Annotated in this window: 19 protein-coding genes; 15 read left to right on the top strand and 4 right to left on the bottom strand. The window is 45.7% G+C overall.

Going from position 1 to position 15798, the window contains the following annotated elements:
- Positions 1 to 5: 5 nt before the first annotated feature.
- Both FEFB_RS05675 and FEFB_RS05670 read left to right on the top strand, forming a co-directional pair.
- Complete coding sequence (locus FEFB_RS05675; protein ID WP_047975272.1) at positions 6 to 524, top strand: hypothetical protein; 519 nt, start codon at positions 6 to 8, stop codon at positions 522 to 524.
- Positions 521 to 709, top strand: coding sequence for a hypothetical protein (locus FEFB_RS05670; protein WP_047975271.1), 189 nt, complete (start codon positions 521 to 523; stop codon positions 707 to 709). Before FEFB_RS05675 ends, FEFB_RS05670 begins: the two co-directional genes overlap by 4 nt.
- Positions 710 to 735: 26 nt before the next feature.
- Here FEFB_RS05670 and FEFB_RS05665 read toward each other — a convergent pair whose 3' ends face one another.
- The gene (locus FEFB_RS05665; RefSeq protein WP_047975270.1) at positions 736 to 987 is read right to left on the bottom strand and encodes a hypothetical protein; all 252 of its coding nucleotides are present in this window, start codon (positions 985 to 987) and stop codon (positions 736 to 738) included.
- A gap of 375 nt (positions 988 to 1362) precedes the next feature.
- Between FEFB_RS05665 and xseA the strand changes: the two genes are divergently transcribed.
- The 5 genes from xseA to recN are packed head-to-tail and all read left to right on the top strand — an operon-like array spanning position 1363 to position 6270.
- On the top strand, positions 1363 to 2631 hold the full coding sequence (gene xseA / locus FEFB_RS05660; protein ID WP_047975269.1) for an exodeoxyribonuclease VII large subunit: 1269 nt from the start codon (positions 1363 to 1365) through the stop codon (positions 2629 to 2631).
- Position 2632: 1 nt separating this feature from the next.
- Complete coding sequence (locus tag FEFB_RS05655) at positions 2633 to 2860, top strand: exodeoxyribonuclease VII small subunit (protein ID WP_047975268.1); 228 nt, start codon at positions 2633 to 2635, stop codon at positions 2858 to 2860.
- Positions 2853 to 3731, top strand: coding sequence for a polyprenyl synthetase family protein (locus FEFB_RS05650; protein WP_047975267.1), 879 nt, complete (start codon positions 2853 to 2855; stop codon positions 3729 to 3731). The genes FEFB_RS05655 and FEFB_RS05650 overlap by 8 nt, the downstream gene beginning before the upstream one ends.
- Complete coding sequence (locus FEFB_RS05645; RefSeq protein WP_047975266.1) at positions 3732 to 4562, top strand: TlyA family RNA methyltransferase; 831 nt, start codon at positions 3732 to 3734, stop codon at positions 4560 to 4562.
- A gap of 25 nt (positions 4563 to 4587) precedes the next feature.
- Positions 4588 to 6270 (top strand): DNA repair protein RecN, encoded by a 1683-nt coding sequence (gene recN / locus FEFB_RS05640; protein WP_047975265.1) that lies wholly within the window; start codon positions 4588 to 4590, stop codon positions 6268 to 6270.
- A gap of 67 nt (positions 6271 to 6337) precedes the next feature.
- On the opposite strand, the gene FEFB_RS05635 is transcribed toward recN, so the two are convergent.
- Positions 6338 to 7645 carry an NCS2 family permease gene (locus FEFB_RS05635; protein WP_047975264.1) on the bottom strand — a complete coding sequence of 436 codons (1308 nt, stop codon included), beginning with the start codon at positions 7643 to 7645 and terminating at the stop codon, positions 6338 to 6340.
- A gap of 262 nt (positions 7646 to 7907) precedes the next feature.
- On the bottom strand, positions 7908 to 8429 hold the full coding sequence (locus FEFB_RS05630; RefSeq protein WP_047975263.1) for an HdeD family acid-resistance protein: 522 nt from the start codon (positions 8427 to 8429) through the stop codon (positions 7908 to 7910).
- 274 nt (positions 8430 to 8703) lie between these two features.
- Here FEFB_RS05630 and FEFB_RS05625 point away from each other — a divergent pair, with 274 nt between their 5' ends.
- The 8 genes from FEFB_RS05625 to FEFB_RS05590 all read left to right on the top strand — a co-directional run bounded on the left by FEFB_RS05625 (position 8704) and on the right by FEFB_RS05590 (position 15342).
- On the top strand, positions 8704 to 9996 hold the full coding sequence (locus FEFB_RS05625) for a collagen binding domain-containing protein (protein WP_047975262.1): 1293 nt from the start codon (positions 8704 to 8706) through the stop codon (positions 9994 to 9996).
- 177 nt (positions 9997 to 10173) lie between these two features.
- Positions 10174 to 11247, top strand: coding sequence for a glutamyl aminopeptidase (gene pepA, locus FEFB_RS05620; RefSeq protein WP_047975261.1), 1074 nt, complete (start codon positions 10174 to 10176; stop codon positions 11245 to 11247).
- Complete coding sequence (locus FEFB_RS05615) at positions 11247 to 12431, top strand: FtsW/RodA/SpoVE family cell cycle protein (RefSeq protein WP_047975260.1); 1185 nt, start codon at positions 11247 to 11249, stop codon at positions 12429 to 12431. Before pepA ends, FEFB_RS05615 begins: the two co-directional genes overlap by 1 nt.
- 1 nt (position 12432) lies before the next feature.
- Positions 12433 to 12915 carry a YlbG family protein gene (locus tag FEFB_RS09205; RefSeq protein ID WP_082131923.1) on the top strand — a complete coding sequence of 161 codons (483 nt, stop codon included), beginning with the start codon at positions 12433 to 12435 and terminating at the stop codon, positions 12913 to 12915.
- Complete coding sequence (rsmD, locus tag FEFB_RS05605; protein ID WP_047975259.1) at positions 12915 to 13481, top strand: 16S rRNA (guanine(966)-N(2))-methyltransferase RsmD; 567 nt, start codon at positions 12915 to 12917, stop codon at positions 13479 to 13481. The genes FEFB_RS09205 and rsmD overlap by 1 nt, the downstream gene beginning before the upstream one ends.
- 8 nt (positions 13482 to 13489) lie before the next feature.
- Entirely contained in the window at positions 13490 to 13966 is a 477-nt protein-coding gene (coaD, locus tag FEFB_RS05600; RefSeq protein WP_047975258.1) for a pantetheine-phosphate adenylyltransferase, read from the top strand.
- 108 nt (positions 13967 to 14074) lie between these two features.
- Complete coding sequence (locus FEFB_RS05595) at positions 14075 to 14791, top strand: helix-hairpin-helix domain-containing protein (RefSeq protein WP_053068956.1); 717 nt, start codon at positions 14075 to 14077, stop codon at positions 14789 to 14791.
- On the top strand, positions 14791 to 15342 hold the full coding sequence (locus tag FEFB_RS05590) for a hypothetical protein (RefSeq protein WP_047975257.1): 552 nt from the start codon (positions 14791 to 14793) through the stop codon (positions 15340 to 15342). The genes FEFB_RS05595 and FEFB_RS05590 overlap by 1 nt, the downstream gene beginning before the upstream one ends.
- Here the strand turns inward: FEFB_RS05590 and FEFB_RS08495 are convergent.
- Positions 15272 to 15798, bottom strand: a 527-nt coding sequence (locus FEFB_RS08495) for an IS30 family transposase (RefSeq protein WP_047975379.1), incomplete at its 5' end; no start/stop codon positions are given. The two genes, FEFB_RS05590 and FEFB_RS08495, sit on opposite strands and share 71 nt — an antisense overlap.

Here is a 15798-nt window from a genome sequence, read left to right as displayed (position 1 = left end):
AGACTATGTCAATCAATGGCCAAGCCATTATCGATCAAATTGAAGAGCAAAATTATGCTCAAGAAACCTTAGCGGTCAAGGATGGCCAGAGCATTGATCTTGATGCCCTTTTTTCTGCCTTTTTGCCTTTAGCCCACAAGGAAAACCTAGCATTGACCAAGGCGGATATTGACGGTGGCATCGAAGAAGGGGGCACAACTTTCTCTTTGGAAGTTAACGTGATTAACTTACCGTTGCGCTATGCCAATCAGGAGAAAAAGTTGGTTTATGCCGACCAAGATTATGACCTGCAGGTTTATACAATTGTTGATAACCCAAATGTCTCCAAGTCTCGTTTAAAGATTGCCAAATTGTCTTCGTTAGCAGCGCTGCTAGATGACAGTGATGGGGCCTTTGCTAAGGCTGCCGCTTGGTTCGATGACCAGCTGCAGGTTATCTTGGAAAATCAGCAGCAAGCCGAACAGGAAGCTGCGGAGGCTGACCAAAAAGCTGATGAAGAATCAGCTGAAGGGAAGAAAAAATGACCTTACCAAAACCAGCTAAAGCGGCCATTAATGGTTTAATTTGGGTGATAATTGTGTTGACATTTCAAGTACTGCATTGGACGTCTTTACCAATGCAGATAGTATTGATTGTGATATTGATTGTGGAAATGCAAGCCTTACAGGCACTCTTTACGCATCTGGAAAAGGGTAAAAATCGTCAGTAAAAAAAGCAGCCATACTCGGCTGCTTTTTAGTCAAACCTGATTTTAGCTGACAAGTGGTAGGAAGTATGATCCTTTTCTACGGTAGCCTTTAAGACCTTTGGGGTGGCGGTATGGGCTTGAGCGATGAGCTCGCCGAGGTCATAAGCCTCAATGACAGCCTTGACTAGTTCTTTTGGACTTTGCCCCATGTCGGGTAGGGCCAGGTCCTCCCAGTCACGGTCTTTTGCTGGGCCCATTTGGACCAGTTCTTTTGTTTTAATCTGTTCAATGATAATCATGTGCCTATTATACGGTCTGCCACTTTGGCTGTAAAGGTTGGTTTCGTGAGGCATGCTTGCTTTTTACAGGAAAATCTGGCATAATAAAGGTATGCGATGAGTCGAATGCGTTTTTAGAACGCACACGCGGCCTACTGTATTAAATTACCAGCCACGGATTTGGCGTAGGTGGTAATGGTATTGTGGAATTCCATTACCTCACCATGACTATCAGTCTTTGACTGAGGTGACGTAGACTTACTTGAACTTTGTTCAAGTCGCCCGTCAGAGCGTATCTGGCATGCCAAACTAAGCAGCTAACTTCGGTTAGCTGTTTTTTTATTGGCTGATTTCTCTGGTATAATATGTACTAAGAATGCGTTCTAGGAGGCCTTAATGGCAGATTCGTCACAGTACCTGACAGTCGGTGCGTTAACCGGCTATTTGAAAGCAAAATTTGACCGCGATCCATACTTGGCAAAGGTCTATCTAACGGGGGAAATTTCGAACTTAGGTAATCGAAAGGGCCGTCACTTATATTTTTCTTTGAAGGATCCAGATGGTAAATCAGTCATTCGCGCCACGATGTTTTCCTATGCATCACGGCTGAAATTTGAACCCAAGGAAGGAATGAAAGTCCTCGCCATTGGTCGCGTGCAGGTTTATGAACCCTCTGGTTCGTACTCGATTATTTTAGACCAAATGACACCCGATGGTATCGGGGACCTCTTCTTAGCCTTAAATCAGTTAAAGGAAAAGCTGAGCCAAGAGGGACTCTTTGCCCAAGAAAAGAAGGCTCTGCCACTCCTTCCCAAAAAGATTGCCGTGATTACTTCACCAACGGGGGCTGTCGTGGAAGACGTTGCCAAAACGGTTGAGCGGCGCTTGCCAGATGCTCAGGTAATCTTGTTACCGGCCGTTGTTCAGGGTGAGGGCGCAGTACCGTCGTTACTAAAACAGCTGAACCGAATTGATAACCTTGACTTTGATACAGTCATTATTGGCCGAGGTGGTGGGTCGATTGAGGACCTCTGGGCCTTTAACGATGAAGCCCTCGTGCGCAAGGTGGCAGCTTTAAAGACGCCAGTAATTGCTTCCGTTGGTCATGAAACGGACAATACCTTGGTCGACTTGGTGGCTGACCGCCGAGCAGCGACACCAACGGCTGCCGCTGAACTCGCGACGCCAGTTACTCGGCAAAACATCCTTGACCGATTGTTCGAATTGAAGACACGCTTGGTAGTTGCTGGTCGACAAACCGTTGCCCAACGCCAGCAGGTCTTAGATCAAATTATCAATCGACCAATTATGCAACAGCCAGACCGCCTATACGCTGCCTACCAGCAGCAAGTTGACCAATTGGCAAGTCGGCTTGGCCGCGGTTTTAGCCGTCAGCTCGAGCAAAAACAATACCGCTTTCAACAGGCCCAAAATAGTCTAGTCAAGGAACAGCAGCTGCTGCTACGACCGTACCAAGAAGCCCTCGCTTTGGCCAGTACGAAGCTGGATTTAGTGTCACCGCTGAAAATCTTATCGGCTGGCTACACGATTGTGAAGGGACCAAGAAATCAGGTCATCAAGCAAAAAGCTGATTTACAAGTTGGGGACCAGGTCCACTTAACCTTTGCGGACGGCGAAGTGCCCGCTCAAATTACAGGAGAATAAAATGGCTGAAAAAGTATCATTTGAAGACAAGTTAAAACAACTCGAAGTCATCGTGTCGGCTTTGGAAAAGGGCGACCGTCCCTTGGAAACGGCCTTAACGGACTTTCAGACGGGGGTCGCATTGGCTAAGGACCTGCAGAAGACGTTGCAGGATGCTGAAAAAACCTTGGCTAAGGTCATGGATGACGATGGCAATTTGACGGATTTGGAATTAACCAACAATGACTAAATTTAACGATTTTTCAGAAAAATATCAGCCACAAGTTAACGCGGCTTTAAAAGCTGAGGTGGCTCAGCAAGTCCCTAATCAGTCCTCTAGTGACTGGGGACAGATGCTGACCTATGCACTCTTAACGCCCGGCAAGCGTCTGCGGCCACTGTTAGCCTTGGCCGTTATCGACTCCTTTGGTCAAGAAATCACGGCTGATGCTATTCAAGCAGCGACGGCCCTCGAGTGGGTCCATGCCTATTCTTTGGTCCACGATGACTTGCCAGAAATGGATAACGATGCTTACCGTCGGGGACAGCTTTCCGTTCATGCGCTTTATGGACAAGCGAGTGCCGTTTTGGTTGGGGATGCGTTGCAGGCGGGTGCCTTTTCTCTCTTGGCTGCATTGACGGATGTTAATGCCGAGCAAAAGGTCGCTATGGTCGCGACGCTGGCCGAAAAGGCGGGTGCCAATGGCATGGTTTTAGGTCAGGTCTTAGACATGCAAAATCATGACATCAATGAGGACCAGGTAGCCTTGGCTGCCGTTTTGGACCAGGTTTATCAAAAGAAGACGGCTGATTTGTTGCAAGCGGCCGCTTTGATTGGTGGCCATTACGCCAACCTTGCAGATAAAGATTTAGACCGTTTGGCTGATTTTGCTGGTGCTTTTGGCCTACTCTTCCAAATCCAAGATGACTTGGACGACTATGACCAAGATCAAGAAGAAGGCGTTGTCTCATTGGTTCACTTGGTTGGGCTCGACCAGGCACATGACTTGGTCGTGCAGCTGACAAAGCGGGCAAATCAGGCCCTTGATGATTTGACCCAGGAAAATGAAAACTTTGATTCAGAATTATTAACGAGCCTTTTGGCTAAAATTGGAGCGTAAATCGTGGCAGTAGCAAAAGAACGTGTGGACGTCTTACTCGTCCAACAGGGACTCTTTACCTCTCGAGAACAGGCAAAGCGAGCCATTATGGCCGGGCAAATTCTTGGCGAAAATGAGCAACGCCTGGACAAGGCGGGTGAAAAAATTCCGGTCACAACTGAATTACACTTTAAGGGCGAACCATTGCCCTTTGTTTCGCGTGGTGGCTATAAACTGGTAAAGGCCATCGAGACTTTTGGTTTGGCCCTGGCCGACCAGATTGTCTTGGATATTGGTTCTTCCACGGGTGGCTTTACCGACGTGTCATTACAAAATGGTGCTGCCCATGTCTATGCCTTGGATGTGGGGACCAACCAGTTAGCCTGGAAACTGCGGATTGATGACCGCGTGACGGTGATGGAAAACACTAATTTCCGTTATGCCAAGTTAGCCGACTTTATGGAAGGCCAGCCCACGCGAGCAACCATTGACGTTTCCTTTATTTCGCTATCGTTGATTTTACCAACCTTAAAGGACATTATTGCCCAGGATGGTGAAGTGGCAGCATTGATCAAGCCTCAATTTGAGGCGGGGCGGGAAGCTGTTGGTAAGCACGGCATCATCAAAGACCCGGCTATTCACCGCCAGGTCTTGGCTGCAACTTTGCCAATGATGGTGGAAAATGGCTTTACCGTGGCTGGCTTAACCTACTCACCAATTAAGGGTGGCCAGGGAAATATTGAATTTTTGGCCTGGCTTAAGCGGTCTGATGAGGCCCAAATTGATCCAAGTGTCGCAATTGACGAAGTGGTTGATGCGGCACACGGTCAGTTAGACCAGGCTGGCAACTAAAACTGACTGGTAGAAAGGATGCAGGATGCTTGAACAATTAACCATACAAAATTTTGCGATTATTGACCAAGTGGACTTGTCATTTGACGACCAATTAACTGTTTTAACGGGTGAGACTGGTGCCGGAAAATCAATCATTATTGATGCTTTGGCCATGGTCACCGGTGGACGGGCCAGTACGGAAATGATTCGTAAGGGGGCTGACAAGGCTGTCTTGCAGGCTGTTTTTTCCCTTGTGGGCGACCGAGCTGCCGGCTTGCGGGAACAATTGAGTGCTGCCGGAATTGAGCTTAGTGACGATCAGGTGGTTATTTACCGCGAGTTTAATCATAAAGGTCGGTCAATCGTCCGCATCAATGGGGTGATTGTCCCCCTTAAGGTGCTGTCTGAATTCGGGTCGCAGCTGGTTGAAATTCAGGGCCAGCATGATACCTCCTTGCTGTTAAATCAGGACCATCATTTAGACCTGTTGGACCAGTTTGCTGAGGCTGATTTAAGTCAGGCTAAGGACGAGTATCAGCAGCTTTTTTACCGCTACCGTGATATTACCCGCCAAATTGATCAATTGAAAAATCGGCGACAGGATATTAACCAGCGGTTGGACTTGCTTTCCTTCCAGCAAGAGGAGCTGAAGGAGGCCAGCCTGCAACCAGGAGAAGAAGACCAGCTTTTGGCTGATCGGAGCAAGCTAGCGAACCACAAAAAGATTGCGGATGCTTTGGACCAGGCGCAGCAGGCCTTGAATCCAGGTCTGGATGGTGGTGCGATTGATCTTTTGGCTGCCGCTCATCAGGCGATGACTCAGGCTGCTGCTTATGACTCAGACTTTGAAAACTTGGCTCGATCGTTGTCGGAGGCTTACTACGCCGCCCAGGACGCGGGTCGTGATTTGGATGAAGCGGTTTCTGATTTGACCTTTGATGAGGGGGCCTTAGTTGAAATCGACGACCGCTTGCAGGTAATCCATAACCTGAAGCGGAAGTACGGTGACTCCGTTGATGAAATTTTAGCCTTCCAGCAAAAGGTTGACCGTGAGTTGGCCGACTTGGACGGCGGTTCTTTCGATTTGGAATCACTGACGAAAGAAAAAGAAACCATTAAGGGGAAGATTGTGACTGCTGCCCAAGCGCTGACACAAAGTCGGCAAACAGTGGCTAAGAAGTTGGAGAAGGCGGTTAACCGCGAATTGGCGGACTTGTTGATGGAACAGGCCTACTTTGAAGTTCAATTTACGCCCGTGACGGGCTTTTTGCCTAGCGGGGCGGATAAGGTTGCCTTCTTTGTTCAAACCAACCAGGGTGAGGGCACTAAGCCCCTAGAAAAGGCCGCATCTGGTGGGGAGGCCTCCCGATTGATGTTGGCCTTGAAAACAATTTTTATTGCCCAACATGGTCTACCAACGGTTGTCTTTGACGAAATCGATACCGGTGTTTCCGGTCGGGTTGGTTCCGCTATTGCCAAGAAGATGCAAACAATTGCTGAGAAGACGCAGGTCATGGCCATTACCCATTTGCCTCAAGTGGCCGCTGCGGCCACTCACCATTTCTTGATTGAGAAGTTTAATCAAAATGATCGAACGGTGACGCAGGTTAAGGACCTGCCAGAAAACCAGCGTGATGAAGCGATTGCGGTGATGCTGTCCGGCAATCAGGTAACTGATGCCGCTTTGGCAAACGCCAAGGATTTGCGGGCAAAGGCACAGGGATAAAAATAAACACTAAAAAAGCGTTGGAATTAATTTCCAACGCTTTTTGTGTAGTAATCATCAAGCTGATTTAGCTATGGGTTGAGTACAAGAACAAGATGAAGATAACGGCTAAGAGGTACATCAACCAGTTCACTTCCTTTGCACGCTTTGTAGCAATCATCGTGATTGGGTAAACGATAAAGCCAAGGGCGATACCGTCAGAAATTGAATAAGTTAATGGCATACCAACAACAACCAAGAAGGCAGGTGCGGCAACAGCCAAATCGTCCCACTGAATCTTTTGCAAGTTCTTGGCCATCATGATTCCAACGATTACCAAGGCAGGAGCGGTCACGGCATCCGTGACCACTGACAACAATGGTGAGAAGATCAAGGCAGCGAAGAAGAGCAAACCAGTCACAACAGAAGTCAAACCAGAACGGCCACCAACGGCGATTCCTGATGATGATTCAACGTAAGCTGAAGTTGGTGAAGTTCCCAAAACGGCTCCGGCAGTCATTCCAACGGCATCGGCCATCAAGGCCTTACCGGCACGAGGCATCTTGTTGTTTTCCATGAAGCCAGCTTGTTCGGCCAAACCAATCAAAGTACCAGCCGTATCGAAGAAAGTGACAATCAAGAAGGTCAAAACAACAACCCACATTTGGAAGGTATCAATATGACCAAGATAGTTGATTGATTCTCCAAAGGTTGGCTTCAAAGAAGGAACGGAACCGATGAGTGAGCTTGGCATCTTAATCAAGCCGAAGATAAAGCCAACGATTGTTGTGCCAATCATCCCAACGAAGATGGCAGCTGGTGTGTTCACGGCCAACAAAACCAAAGTCAAGACGATACCGAAAATAGCTAAGAGCGTGTTGGCGTTTGTCAATGAGCCCATGGCAACCATTGTATCTTTGTTTGCGACAACCAAACCGGCGTTGTGCAAACCAATAAAGGCGATGAAAAGGCCGATTCCAGCAGCGATAGCAATCTTCAAATCAGAAGGAATCGCATCGATGATTTTTTCACGAATCTTAAACATTGTTAAGAGCAAAAAGATAACGGCGGCAACCAAGATACCAGCCATTGCAGTTTGCCACTTGACGCCCATACCGATAACAACGGAATAGGCGAAGAAGGCGTTGACACCCAAACCTGGGGCAATCGCGATTGGGTAACGAGCAACCAGACCCATGAAGATTGTAGCAATTCCAGAGGCTAAGGCAGTGGCTGTAAAGACAGCCCCCTTGTCCATGCCGGCATCACCAAGGACGGTCGGGTTCAAGAACAAGATGTATGACATGGCTACGAAAGTAGTCAAGCCAGCAACCACTTCTTTTCTAAAAGAAGTGCCCAGTTTTTCAAACTGGAAATATGATGAGAGAAAGGACATAAGTGACTCCTTATAATATTTTTCCTACCTGAATATTTTAGCAAGAAATGTTTGCTTTGTCTGAGTGAAATGCACAAAATGGCTTAATAAAGACGAACATTAAATAAAAGTAAAACAAATTGTTCACTTTTTATAATTTTAAATTTTAATGATAATCATTTAAATCTCAGAAAATGTAGCACATCGCTTATATATGACACTTTCTTTTTTAAAGCGGAATCAAAGCTGATTTTTCATTGCACCTCGTGATGCAGTAAAAGATTTAAAAACGGAAAAACATTAAGAGGCGGTAGACACCAAGAGCGATAAGACTAACTCCTAACCACATCCAAAGTAAGGCCCCACCAAAGAGGGGACTAGCCATCAACAAAATGCCGGCAACAATATGCAGGACGGCTGAAAAGGTTAGCCAAGCTTGGTGATCAGTGAGACGGCTAACGACCGAAAGTTGGATAACTCCCTCAAACAACCAGACAATTCCCACCATTAGACCAACAACCATAAAGAGCGAAACTGAGGCAATGTGCATATTAATAAAGATGATTAAACCAGCCAAAATATAAATAAAGCCCAGCAGGCTAGCACCTGTCCTGTTCCAACCAGTTAGTGCGGTGTTTTTGATGGCATGAACAATCTTAAATAAACCAGAAGCAACCATCATGACACCAATGATAGCCGCGGCAATGGCTGCCGTGTCGATGGGTAGAATCACAACTAAAAGACCAAAGACGATGGCTAGAAGACCATCAATCCCCATAAAATAGCGCAATGAATGACTCGACATAATTTTCTCCTTTTTTTGTTTCTTATATGACTATTATAACGTATTGTGTAGTATTTGAAATCAAAAAAAAAGTTTGTTAGTAAAAAAGCTGGTTCTAGGATAAAAATGATGACAATAGGTATTTAGCATAAAATAGTAAAGTCAATATTTAATTCCGAAAACAAACTTATTTGGATTAAAAGTATCATATTTTAAGGTTATAGCGTTACAATATTGTTGGTTGTTGTTGCTTATATGACAAATAAGTCGTGAGATAACTGAAATGAGGAGAGCTATGAAAACGAATGATTTTAAAAATCGCCCGTTGCTAGTCTTTTTTGCCAGTTTCTTTTTAATGCTAGGAATTGGAGCTGGGACAGTAATGTCGAAAGTTTCCGCTGGGGATGTTTCTTCGGCCTACATTACCAGTGCTTCTGTTTATAAAACCAGTAATCATCAAACAGATAATTTTAACCCTTATGATGATTTGACGGTTCGATGGAATTTTGCAATTCCTAAGGGGGCTGGCATTGCCGTCGCTCAACCAATTGCGGTAGTGGTTCCTGATGTTTTTCAGGTACCAAATTCGCTTGATTTTCAAATTCATGAGCAAAATGGTGATGTGATTGCTAATGCTCATCTGGATAAAAATACCCGAGAAATTACGGTCCATTTTACCAGTGATAGTGCTGCCACTGATGTTAACCGCGCCTTATCTGGCTATTTCGAAATTAACTCTAACTGGGATTTGTCTAAGATTTCCTTTAATACGAAAAATATGATTAACTGGCAATTGGACCACAGTATCATTCCCGGAGCTAGCACCGATGTTTATATTAATCAGGGAAATGCGCCTGATAAAACTGAAGTTCTATCAAAATTTGGTTGGTTTGATTTGAAAGATCCAACATTGCTACATTGGAAAGTCCGAATTAACTATCGCAAGCAAAACATTCAAAACGCGGTGGTTGTTGATCAGTTGGATGGCAACTCAACCTTTGTTCCGGATAGCTTTGGTTCGACGATTGACTCATCTGATGGCGAGGCGGTGCCTGTTGACTTGTCTAAGTTAACGATAGATTCTGATTCTAAGTTCCACATTGATTTTGGAGATATCAATCAAACCTATGTATTGACGTACGAGAGCCGTGTGAAATCTGGATCTCAGGTCAGTTCGTATGGCAATGCCGTTAATTTGACTGGTGATAATTTATCAACACAATCTAAGACCATGATGGTTGAAAAGATTGATGGTGGTGGTAATGCTTCTGTTGGACCAAGTGCAACACCAAGCACGCCGTCAAAGCCAAGTACGCCAAATACAACGCCAGGCACTGAAACAGTGGCTCCTACTCCAGTAGTCAACATGGCGCAACCGGTAGCAACTGCTCAACCAAGCGAATCGAAAGCAAATACAACTGTACCTGCTTTTGCACCAGCTGAAATTGCGGCGCAACCGGTTGCCGAGGTTGCATTGCCAAAGGCTGCTCGCTTTGAATCCAGTCGCTGGCAAGTTCTCATTTTGACTGCCATTTCTGTTCTTTTGGCCGGTTTTACGCTGATTTTGAAGAATAAGAAGCGTTCATAATTTTGTTAATTGTATTAATCCTCGATAAGGCTCTTATCGGGGATTTTTGATTGTCCTTGAAAAAGTGATCTGCCGAGTAGATGTCAGCTTTTTCAACGAGCCTGAAGACTTTGCCAGTACCCCTCAACTAGGCTATAATAAAGTAACTTTTATATTAAAAACCTTGAGGAGGGCGTTATGGATCAACATACTTGGAAACAACTCGTCAAATATACGGAATTGCAGGGGACATCTGGGCAGGAAAATCAGGTGCGTCAAGCATTCAAACAGGACTTAACGCCCTTAGTTGACGAAGTTTACCAAAACAACCTTGGTGGTGTTTTTGGTGTGAAAAATCAGCAGTCAAATGGTCCCCGTCTGATGTTTGCAGCTCACATGGATGAAGTTGGCTTCATGGTTTCTGGTATTTTGCCAACGGGGGCCTTACAAGTGGTTGCCTTGGGAGGTTGGAATCCTATGACCGTTTCTGCTCACCGCTTTACACTCTTTACAAAAGATGGACAATATCCGGTTGTATCATCTTCTGTTTCACCACACCTGTTGCGTGGTAAGACCGGTGGTCAAAGCCAGTTGACCATTGATGATATTCTTTTTGACGCTGGCTTTGAATCGGCTGACCAGGCTCAGACTTTTGGTGTTCGTCCAGGGGACTTTATTGTGCCAGCAACCAAGACAGCCCATCTTGCTAACCCTAATCGAGCTGTTTCCAAGGCCTACGACAACCGCTTTGGGGTGGTGACGATTTTGTCTGCTCTAGAAGAATTGCAAGGAGTAGAAACACCAAACACTTTGATTGCTGGGGCAAACGTTCAAGAAGAAGTCGGTCTCCGGGGATCTAAGCCAGCTGTTAACCAATTGAAGCCAGATGTCTTCTTTGCGGTTGATTCTTCGGCAGCAAATGATGTTGATGGCACAGTTGGTCGTCAGGGAGTCATGGACCAGGGAACGTTGATTCGCGTCTTTGATCCAACGGTTGTGACGTCACCACGCTTGAAGGAATTTATTTTGCAGACAGCAGAGGATAATCACATTCCTTATCAATACTTTGTTTCAAAGGGTGGCACTGATGCTGGTGGCGTTCAAGGCCAAGGATTTGGCCTTCCTGCTGTCGCCTTGGGTGTGGCATCCCGCTACATTCATACCCATGAAACGGTTTGGTCAATTCCTGATTTTGAAGCGGCACAGGCCCTTGTAGTAGCGATTGCAAAGTCTTTGGATGAAAGCGTTTATCAAGATATTTTGGAGCGGTAATGTTTAAGAAGCTGGAACGTTTGGATTACTGGATTGCGGTGCCTTATGCCGTGCTATCGGCCATCGGGATTGTGATGGTCTTTTCGGCGACCCAAAATGCTTATTTATCACCCATTATGTCCTTTTCAAAGCAGGCTATTTTCGTGATGGTTGGTTGGACGGTTGCCTTTGTTGCCTTTCGATTGAATCGCTCCATTTTGCGATCACAAAGTGTGCTCAATTTTTTAATGGTTGGGACCACCGGTTTACTGATTGTCGCTCGCTTAGCGCCGGCCATTAACGGGGCTCACGGGTGGATTAACCTGGGGCCGGTGACTTTACAACCGGTTGAACTATCAAAAATCGTGTTGATTTTGTATTTTGCCCACTGGTTCGATAAAAAGCCCTGGTTACCTCGAGCAGGCCTCAGGCGCCAAATTCGTCAATGGACGGCGCCGGGTATGTTGCAAAAACTCTTTTTACCTGCTGTGATGTTGTCGATGAACCTCTTGATGCCCGATTTGGGAAACTTGTTTATTACCTTGGCCGTTCTGTTAATGATGATGATGGCGGCGGGAATGTCATCTCGAGCTTGCGCCTTTTGGTTGCTTTTGTTCTTTATCGTTTTGGTTTTTTTGCCAGATATTATTGGCTTTTTCCATTTAGGAAACTCGTCTTCTTACGCTATCAGACGATTGACGAACTTTGTCAATCCTTGGCATAATGTTGACCAAAGTCGGCAGCTATTGTACTCTTACTACGCCATTTCCCATGGTGGTTTGTTTGGCGTTGGACTGGGAAATTCGTTGCTGAAACCTTACCTGCCAGAATCAAACACTGATTTTATTATGGCTGTTGCAGCGGAAGAATTAGGCGCCTTGGCCATCTGCCTTGTTTTGCTGATGGTGTTGATGTTAATTGGTCGCTTGGTCTACTTAGGAATCAAGCAAAAGGGACAGTACAACCGCCTCTTTTTGTATGGGCTGGCTAGTCTTTTATTGATGCAGTCCTTTGTTAATTTGGGAGGTGTCTTGGGCTTGCTGCCAATTACTGGGGTTGTTTTCCCCTTTATCTCAGGTGGTGGTTCATCATTTGTCTTTTTCTCGGCAGCCATTGGCCTTGCCTTGAACGTTTCAGCCAAAGACAAGGAATTGATCCAACCAAATCCGCAAGATTATGCGGCACGAAGGGAATTAAAACGCTAAGATGTTTACTATAAAAAAACGCCGAGCCGTGTATGTTTTCTTACGCGGTTTGAAGCATGTTGAACAATTAAAGAAATTCGGTGATATTAGCTATATTTCTAAGAGAATGGGCTATGTCGAACTTTATCTGAATGAAGATGATGTTGAAAAAACAGTTAATAAGCTGAACCAGTACCGGTTTGTGAAGACTGTGAAAATATCGCCACGGCCTGACATTGACCCTGATTTGGATGATGTTCATGATGATGTCTTTTTTGAGGCCTACGATCAGGCACAAGAAGATGCTGAAAAGGACCAATCTGACGAAAAATCAGCGGAGCAAACTGGCCAATCAAAAGGACAATCTGAAGCAAAATTAGCGGAACCAACTAATCAGGGTCAAAATCAGCCGACGAAAAAGAATAATCGTCAGGATGATGGACAACAAGACTTGCAAACTGATGATAAGGTCCACGTGCCGGCTGAAAAGGGAGGAAAGTCCTAATGCGTGTGATTGCAGGAAGATTTGGTGGTCTTCGCTTGGATGCCGTCAAGGGACGAGAAACGCGGCCGACAACAGATAAAATTAAGGAAGCTATTTTTTCAATGTTGATGCCCTATATCAATGGTGGCCAGGTTCTCGACCTGTACGCCGGAACTGGTGGCCTTGGAATTGAGGCAGTTTCGCGGGGGATGGATCAGGCGGTCTTAGTCGACCGACAGAGAGCTGCCATTGCAGTCATCGAGAAAAATATCGAAAAGACCCATGCTGAAGATGCCTTTATGGTCTTGAAGGTCCCAGCTAGTGCTGCGCTAACTCGTTTAGCTAGTCAGGGGAAGTCCTTTGATTTGATTTTGCTTGATCCACCGTATGCCAAGGAAAAGCTAAAGGCTGATTTAACGGCAATGGAAGAGGGCGGACTGCTGGCAACGGACGCCATTATCATGATTGAATCCGACCAGGTCGCTGATTTACCGGAACCAGGTCCTAACCTAAATTTATTGAAGCAAAAGGACTACGGTATTACGCGAGTGACCCTTTATAGGTACGAACCTCAACAGGAAAAGTGAGTGGGAAAATGAAAAAAGCAGTCTTTCCAGGGTCTTTTGACCCGTTGACCAATGGCCACTTGGATATTATTCAACGCGCTTCTGAAATTTTTGATGAAGTTGTCGTGGCTGTGGGAATTAATACGAATAAAAAAGGATTGTTCACACCGGCCGAACGATTGGAGTTGGTGGAAGAAGCCGTAGCTGATTTACCAAATGTTCAGGTTGGACAAGTCGGTGGCTTGACCGTTGACTATATGAACGAAATTGGTGCGAAATACTTGGTCCGTGGTCTACGGAATGCCAAGGATTTCGAGTACGAACGCGATATTGCGGAAGTCAATTCTGTCTTGGCTGATGTTGAAACGGTCTTGCTTTTGGCCAAGCCGGAAAATCAGAATGTTTCATCATCGATGGTCAAAGAAATTGCTAAATTTGGTGCCGACAAGCTCGACGCTTTCGTCCCAGCGGTGGTTGTAACCGCCTTACAAAAACATTTTCAATAAAAATAGCCGACAGCTCGTTGGTACGTATCCAAAAATTAGGATATTTGTACCAAAAAGTGTGTTGGCTTTTTGTTTGCACTTCGTCTGATTTACCAGGAGGTTGAGCAGATGACGTACAAAAAATTATTGACTTGGATGAAGGAACATTTGATTGAATACTGGCGTTATTGGGTTGTGGCCGGCCTAGGTTTGCTGGCGGCAATCATTGTGTTTTGGCGATTAAACCCCTTGGGTACTGAGCAGGGAGCGAAAAAAGATGTCCCCGTGCCGAGGCTATCCTCTGCCTTAAATGAAAAGCAGGAAAAGGTAGCGGATAAGGGTGTAAAGAGAAAGCCGGGCGCTAGCGGTCGAGTGGTGATTGATCTCAAGGGGGCGGTTAACCACCAAGGAGTGGTCGACTTGCCTATAGGTAGTCGCCTCCAAGACGCTATCCAACAGGCTGGTGGCCTAACAGATCAAGCCGACCGCAACCGTATTAATCTAGCTCAATTATTAGTGGATGGTCAGGCACTTTATATTGAAAAAGTTGGCGAAGAGGGGCCTAACCAAACGGTTGGCGTTCCTAGTGGTGCTGGTAATGTTGGTGGTGCTCGAGCAGGCGCAACTTCAGGATCTGGACGAAGTGGCGGGGGAGCGCTCGTTAATTTAAACACGGCTAGCGCCAAGGAGTTGGAGGCACTGGATGGCATTGGTCCCAAAAAAGCGGAGCAAATTGTGGCTTTTCGGGAAGAAAAACATCGATTTCAGTCAGTTGAGGACTTGAAAGAAGTCGGCGGGATTGGTCCCAAACGTTTTGAACAATTAAAAAATCAGGTGACGGTTTAATGGGTCTGCAAGCAACATTGAAGGCAGCTTGGCTGGTGGGCGCCTTATCATTGGCGGTTTATCGGCCGAATTCGGTGACTATCTGTTTGGCACTATTTTTTAGTTTGCTTGCCTTTTTAACGACTCGTGGCAGGGACTTGTTTGTCATACTTGCCTTGTCGCTGGCTTTTTTATTGTATTTTTGGATGGGTCAAAAAGCACTAGTCCGTCAGGCCAACCTGCCTGATAAAAAAGGACAGATCTATACAATGCTGGCCTATCCAGACGAACGGACAATTAACACTGATGGCCTCGTTGCTGGCATTGGTCGCTTAAAAAGTTCAGGTGACCGCGTTTATTACTATTACCAGGCAAAGGCTCCGGAAGATTTGGCTCGGTTTCGCTCGTCACCCGGTCCGACCTTGATTAGCGGTCAGGGTGATTTTACGTCAATTATGCCGGCAACTAACTTTTATCAATTTGATTTGGCAGATTACAAGTTTAATTCGAACAACTCCGAAAAACTTCTAGTGGCGTCTGGTAGTTATGTAACTTCATGGGTCGATTGTTGATCAACTCAATTGCCTCATAAAGTCGCTGCTCATCAACATCTCGAAAGTTAGACTTCTTCGGAAAGAAGTATCGTAATTTACGGTTGAATAGTTCATTACTGGCTCGTTCCCATGGGGAGTACGCATGGCAGAAATATACCGATATCTTGTACGTATCTCTTAACTCACGATATCCTGAGAACTCTTTTCCATGATCAACAGTGATACTTTTTACAGTGCTGCCAAACGAGTTCATGAAACGTTGAAAGGCAGTTGCCATGGCCTCCTTAGTTCGATTGTGTACCTTGATTGCCCAATAGACACGACTTTGGCGCTCTAAAAAGGTAACCACACATGTTCGATCTTGACCTCGACTAGAGAGAACAGTATCAACTTCCCAGTGCCCAAATTCTTTCCGTTCATTCACTTTTTCAGGACGTTTTTCAATGGTTTGTTCTACTTTGAAAGTTCCACGTG

Source organism: Fructobacillus sp. EFB-N1 (assembly GCF_001038455.1).
Lineage (GTDB): Bacteria > Bacillota > Bacilli > Lactobacillales > Lactobacillaceae > Fructobacillus > Fructobacillus cardui.
Note: the sequence above shows the minus strand (reverse complement) of the source record. Positions and strands in the feature narration are given on the sequence as shown.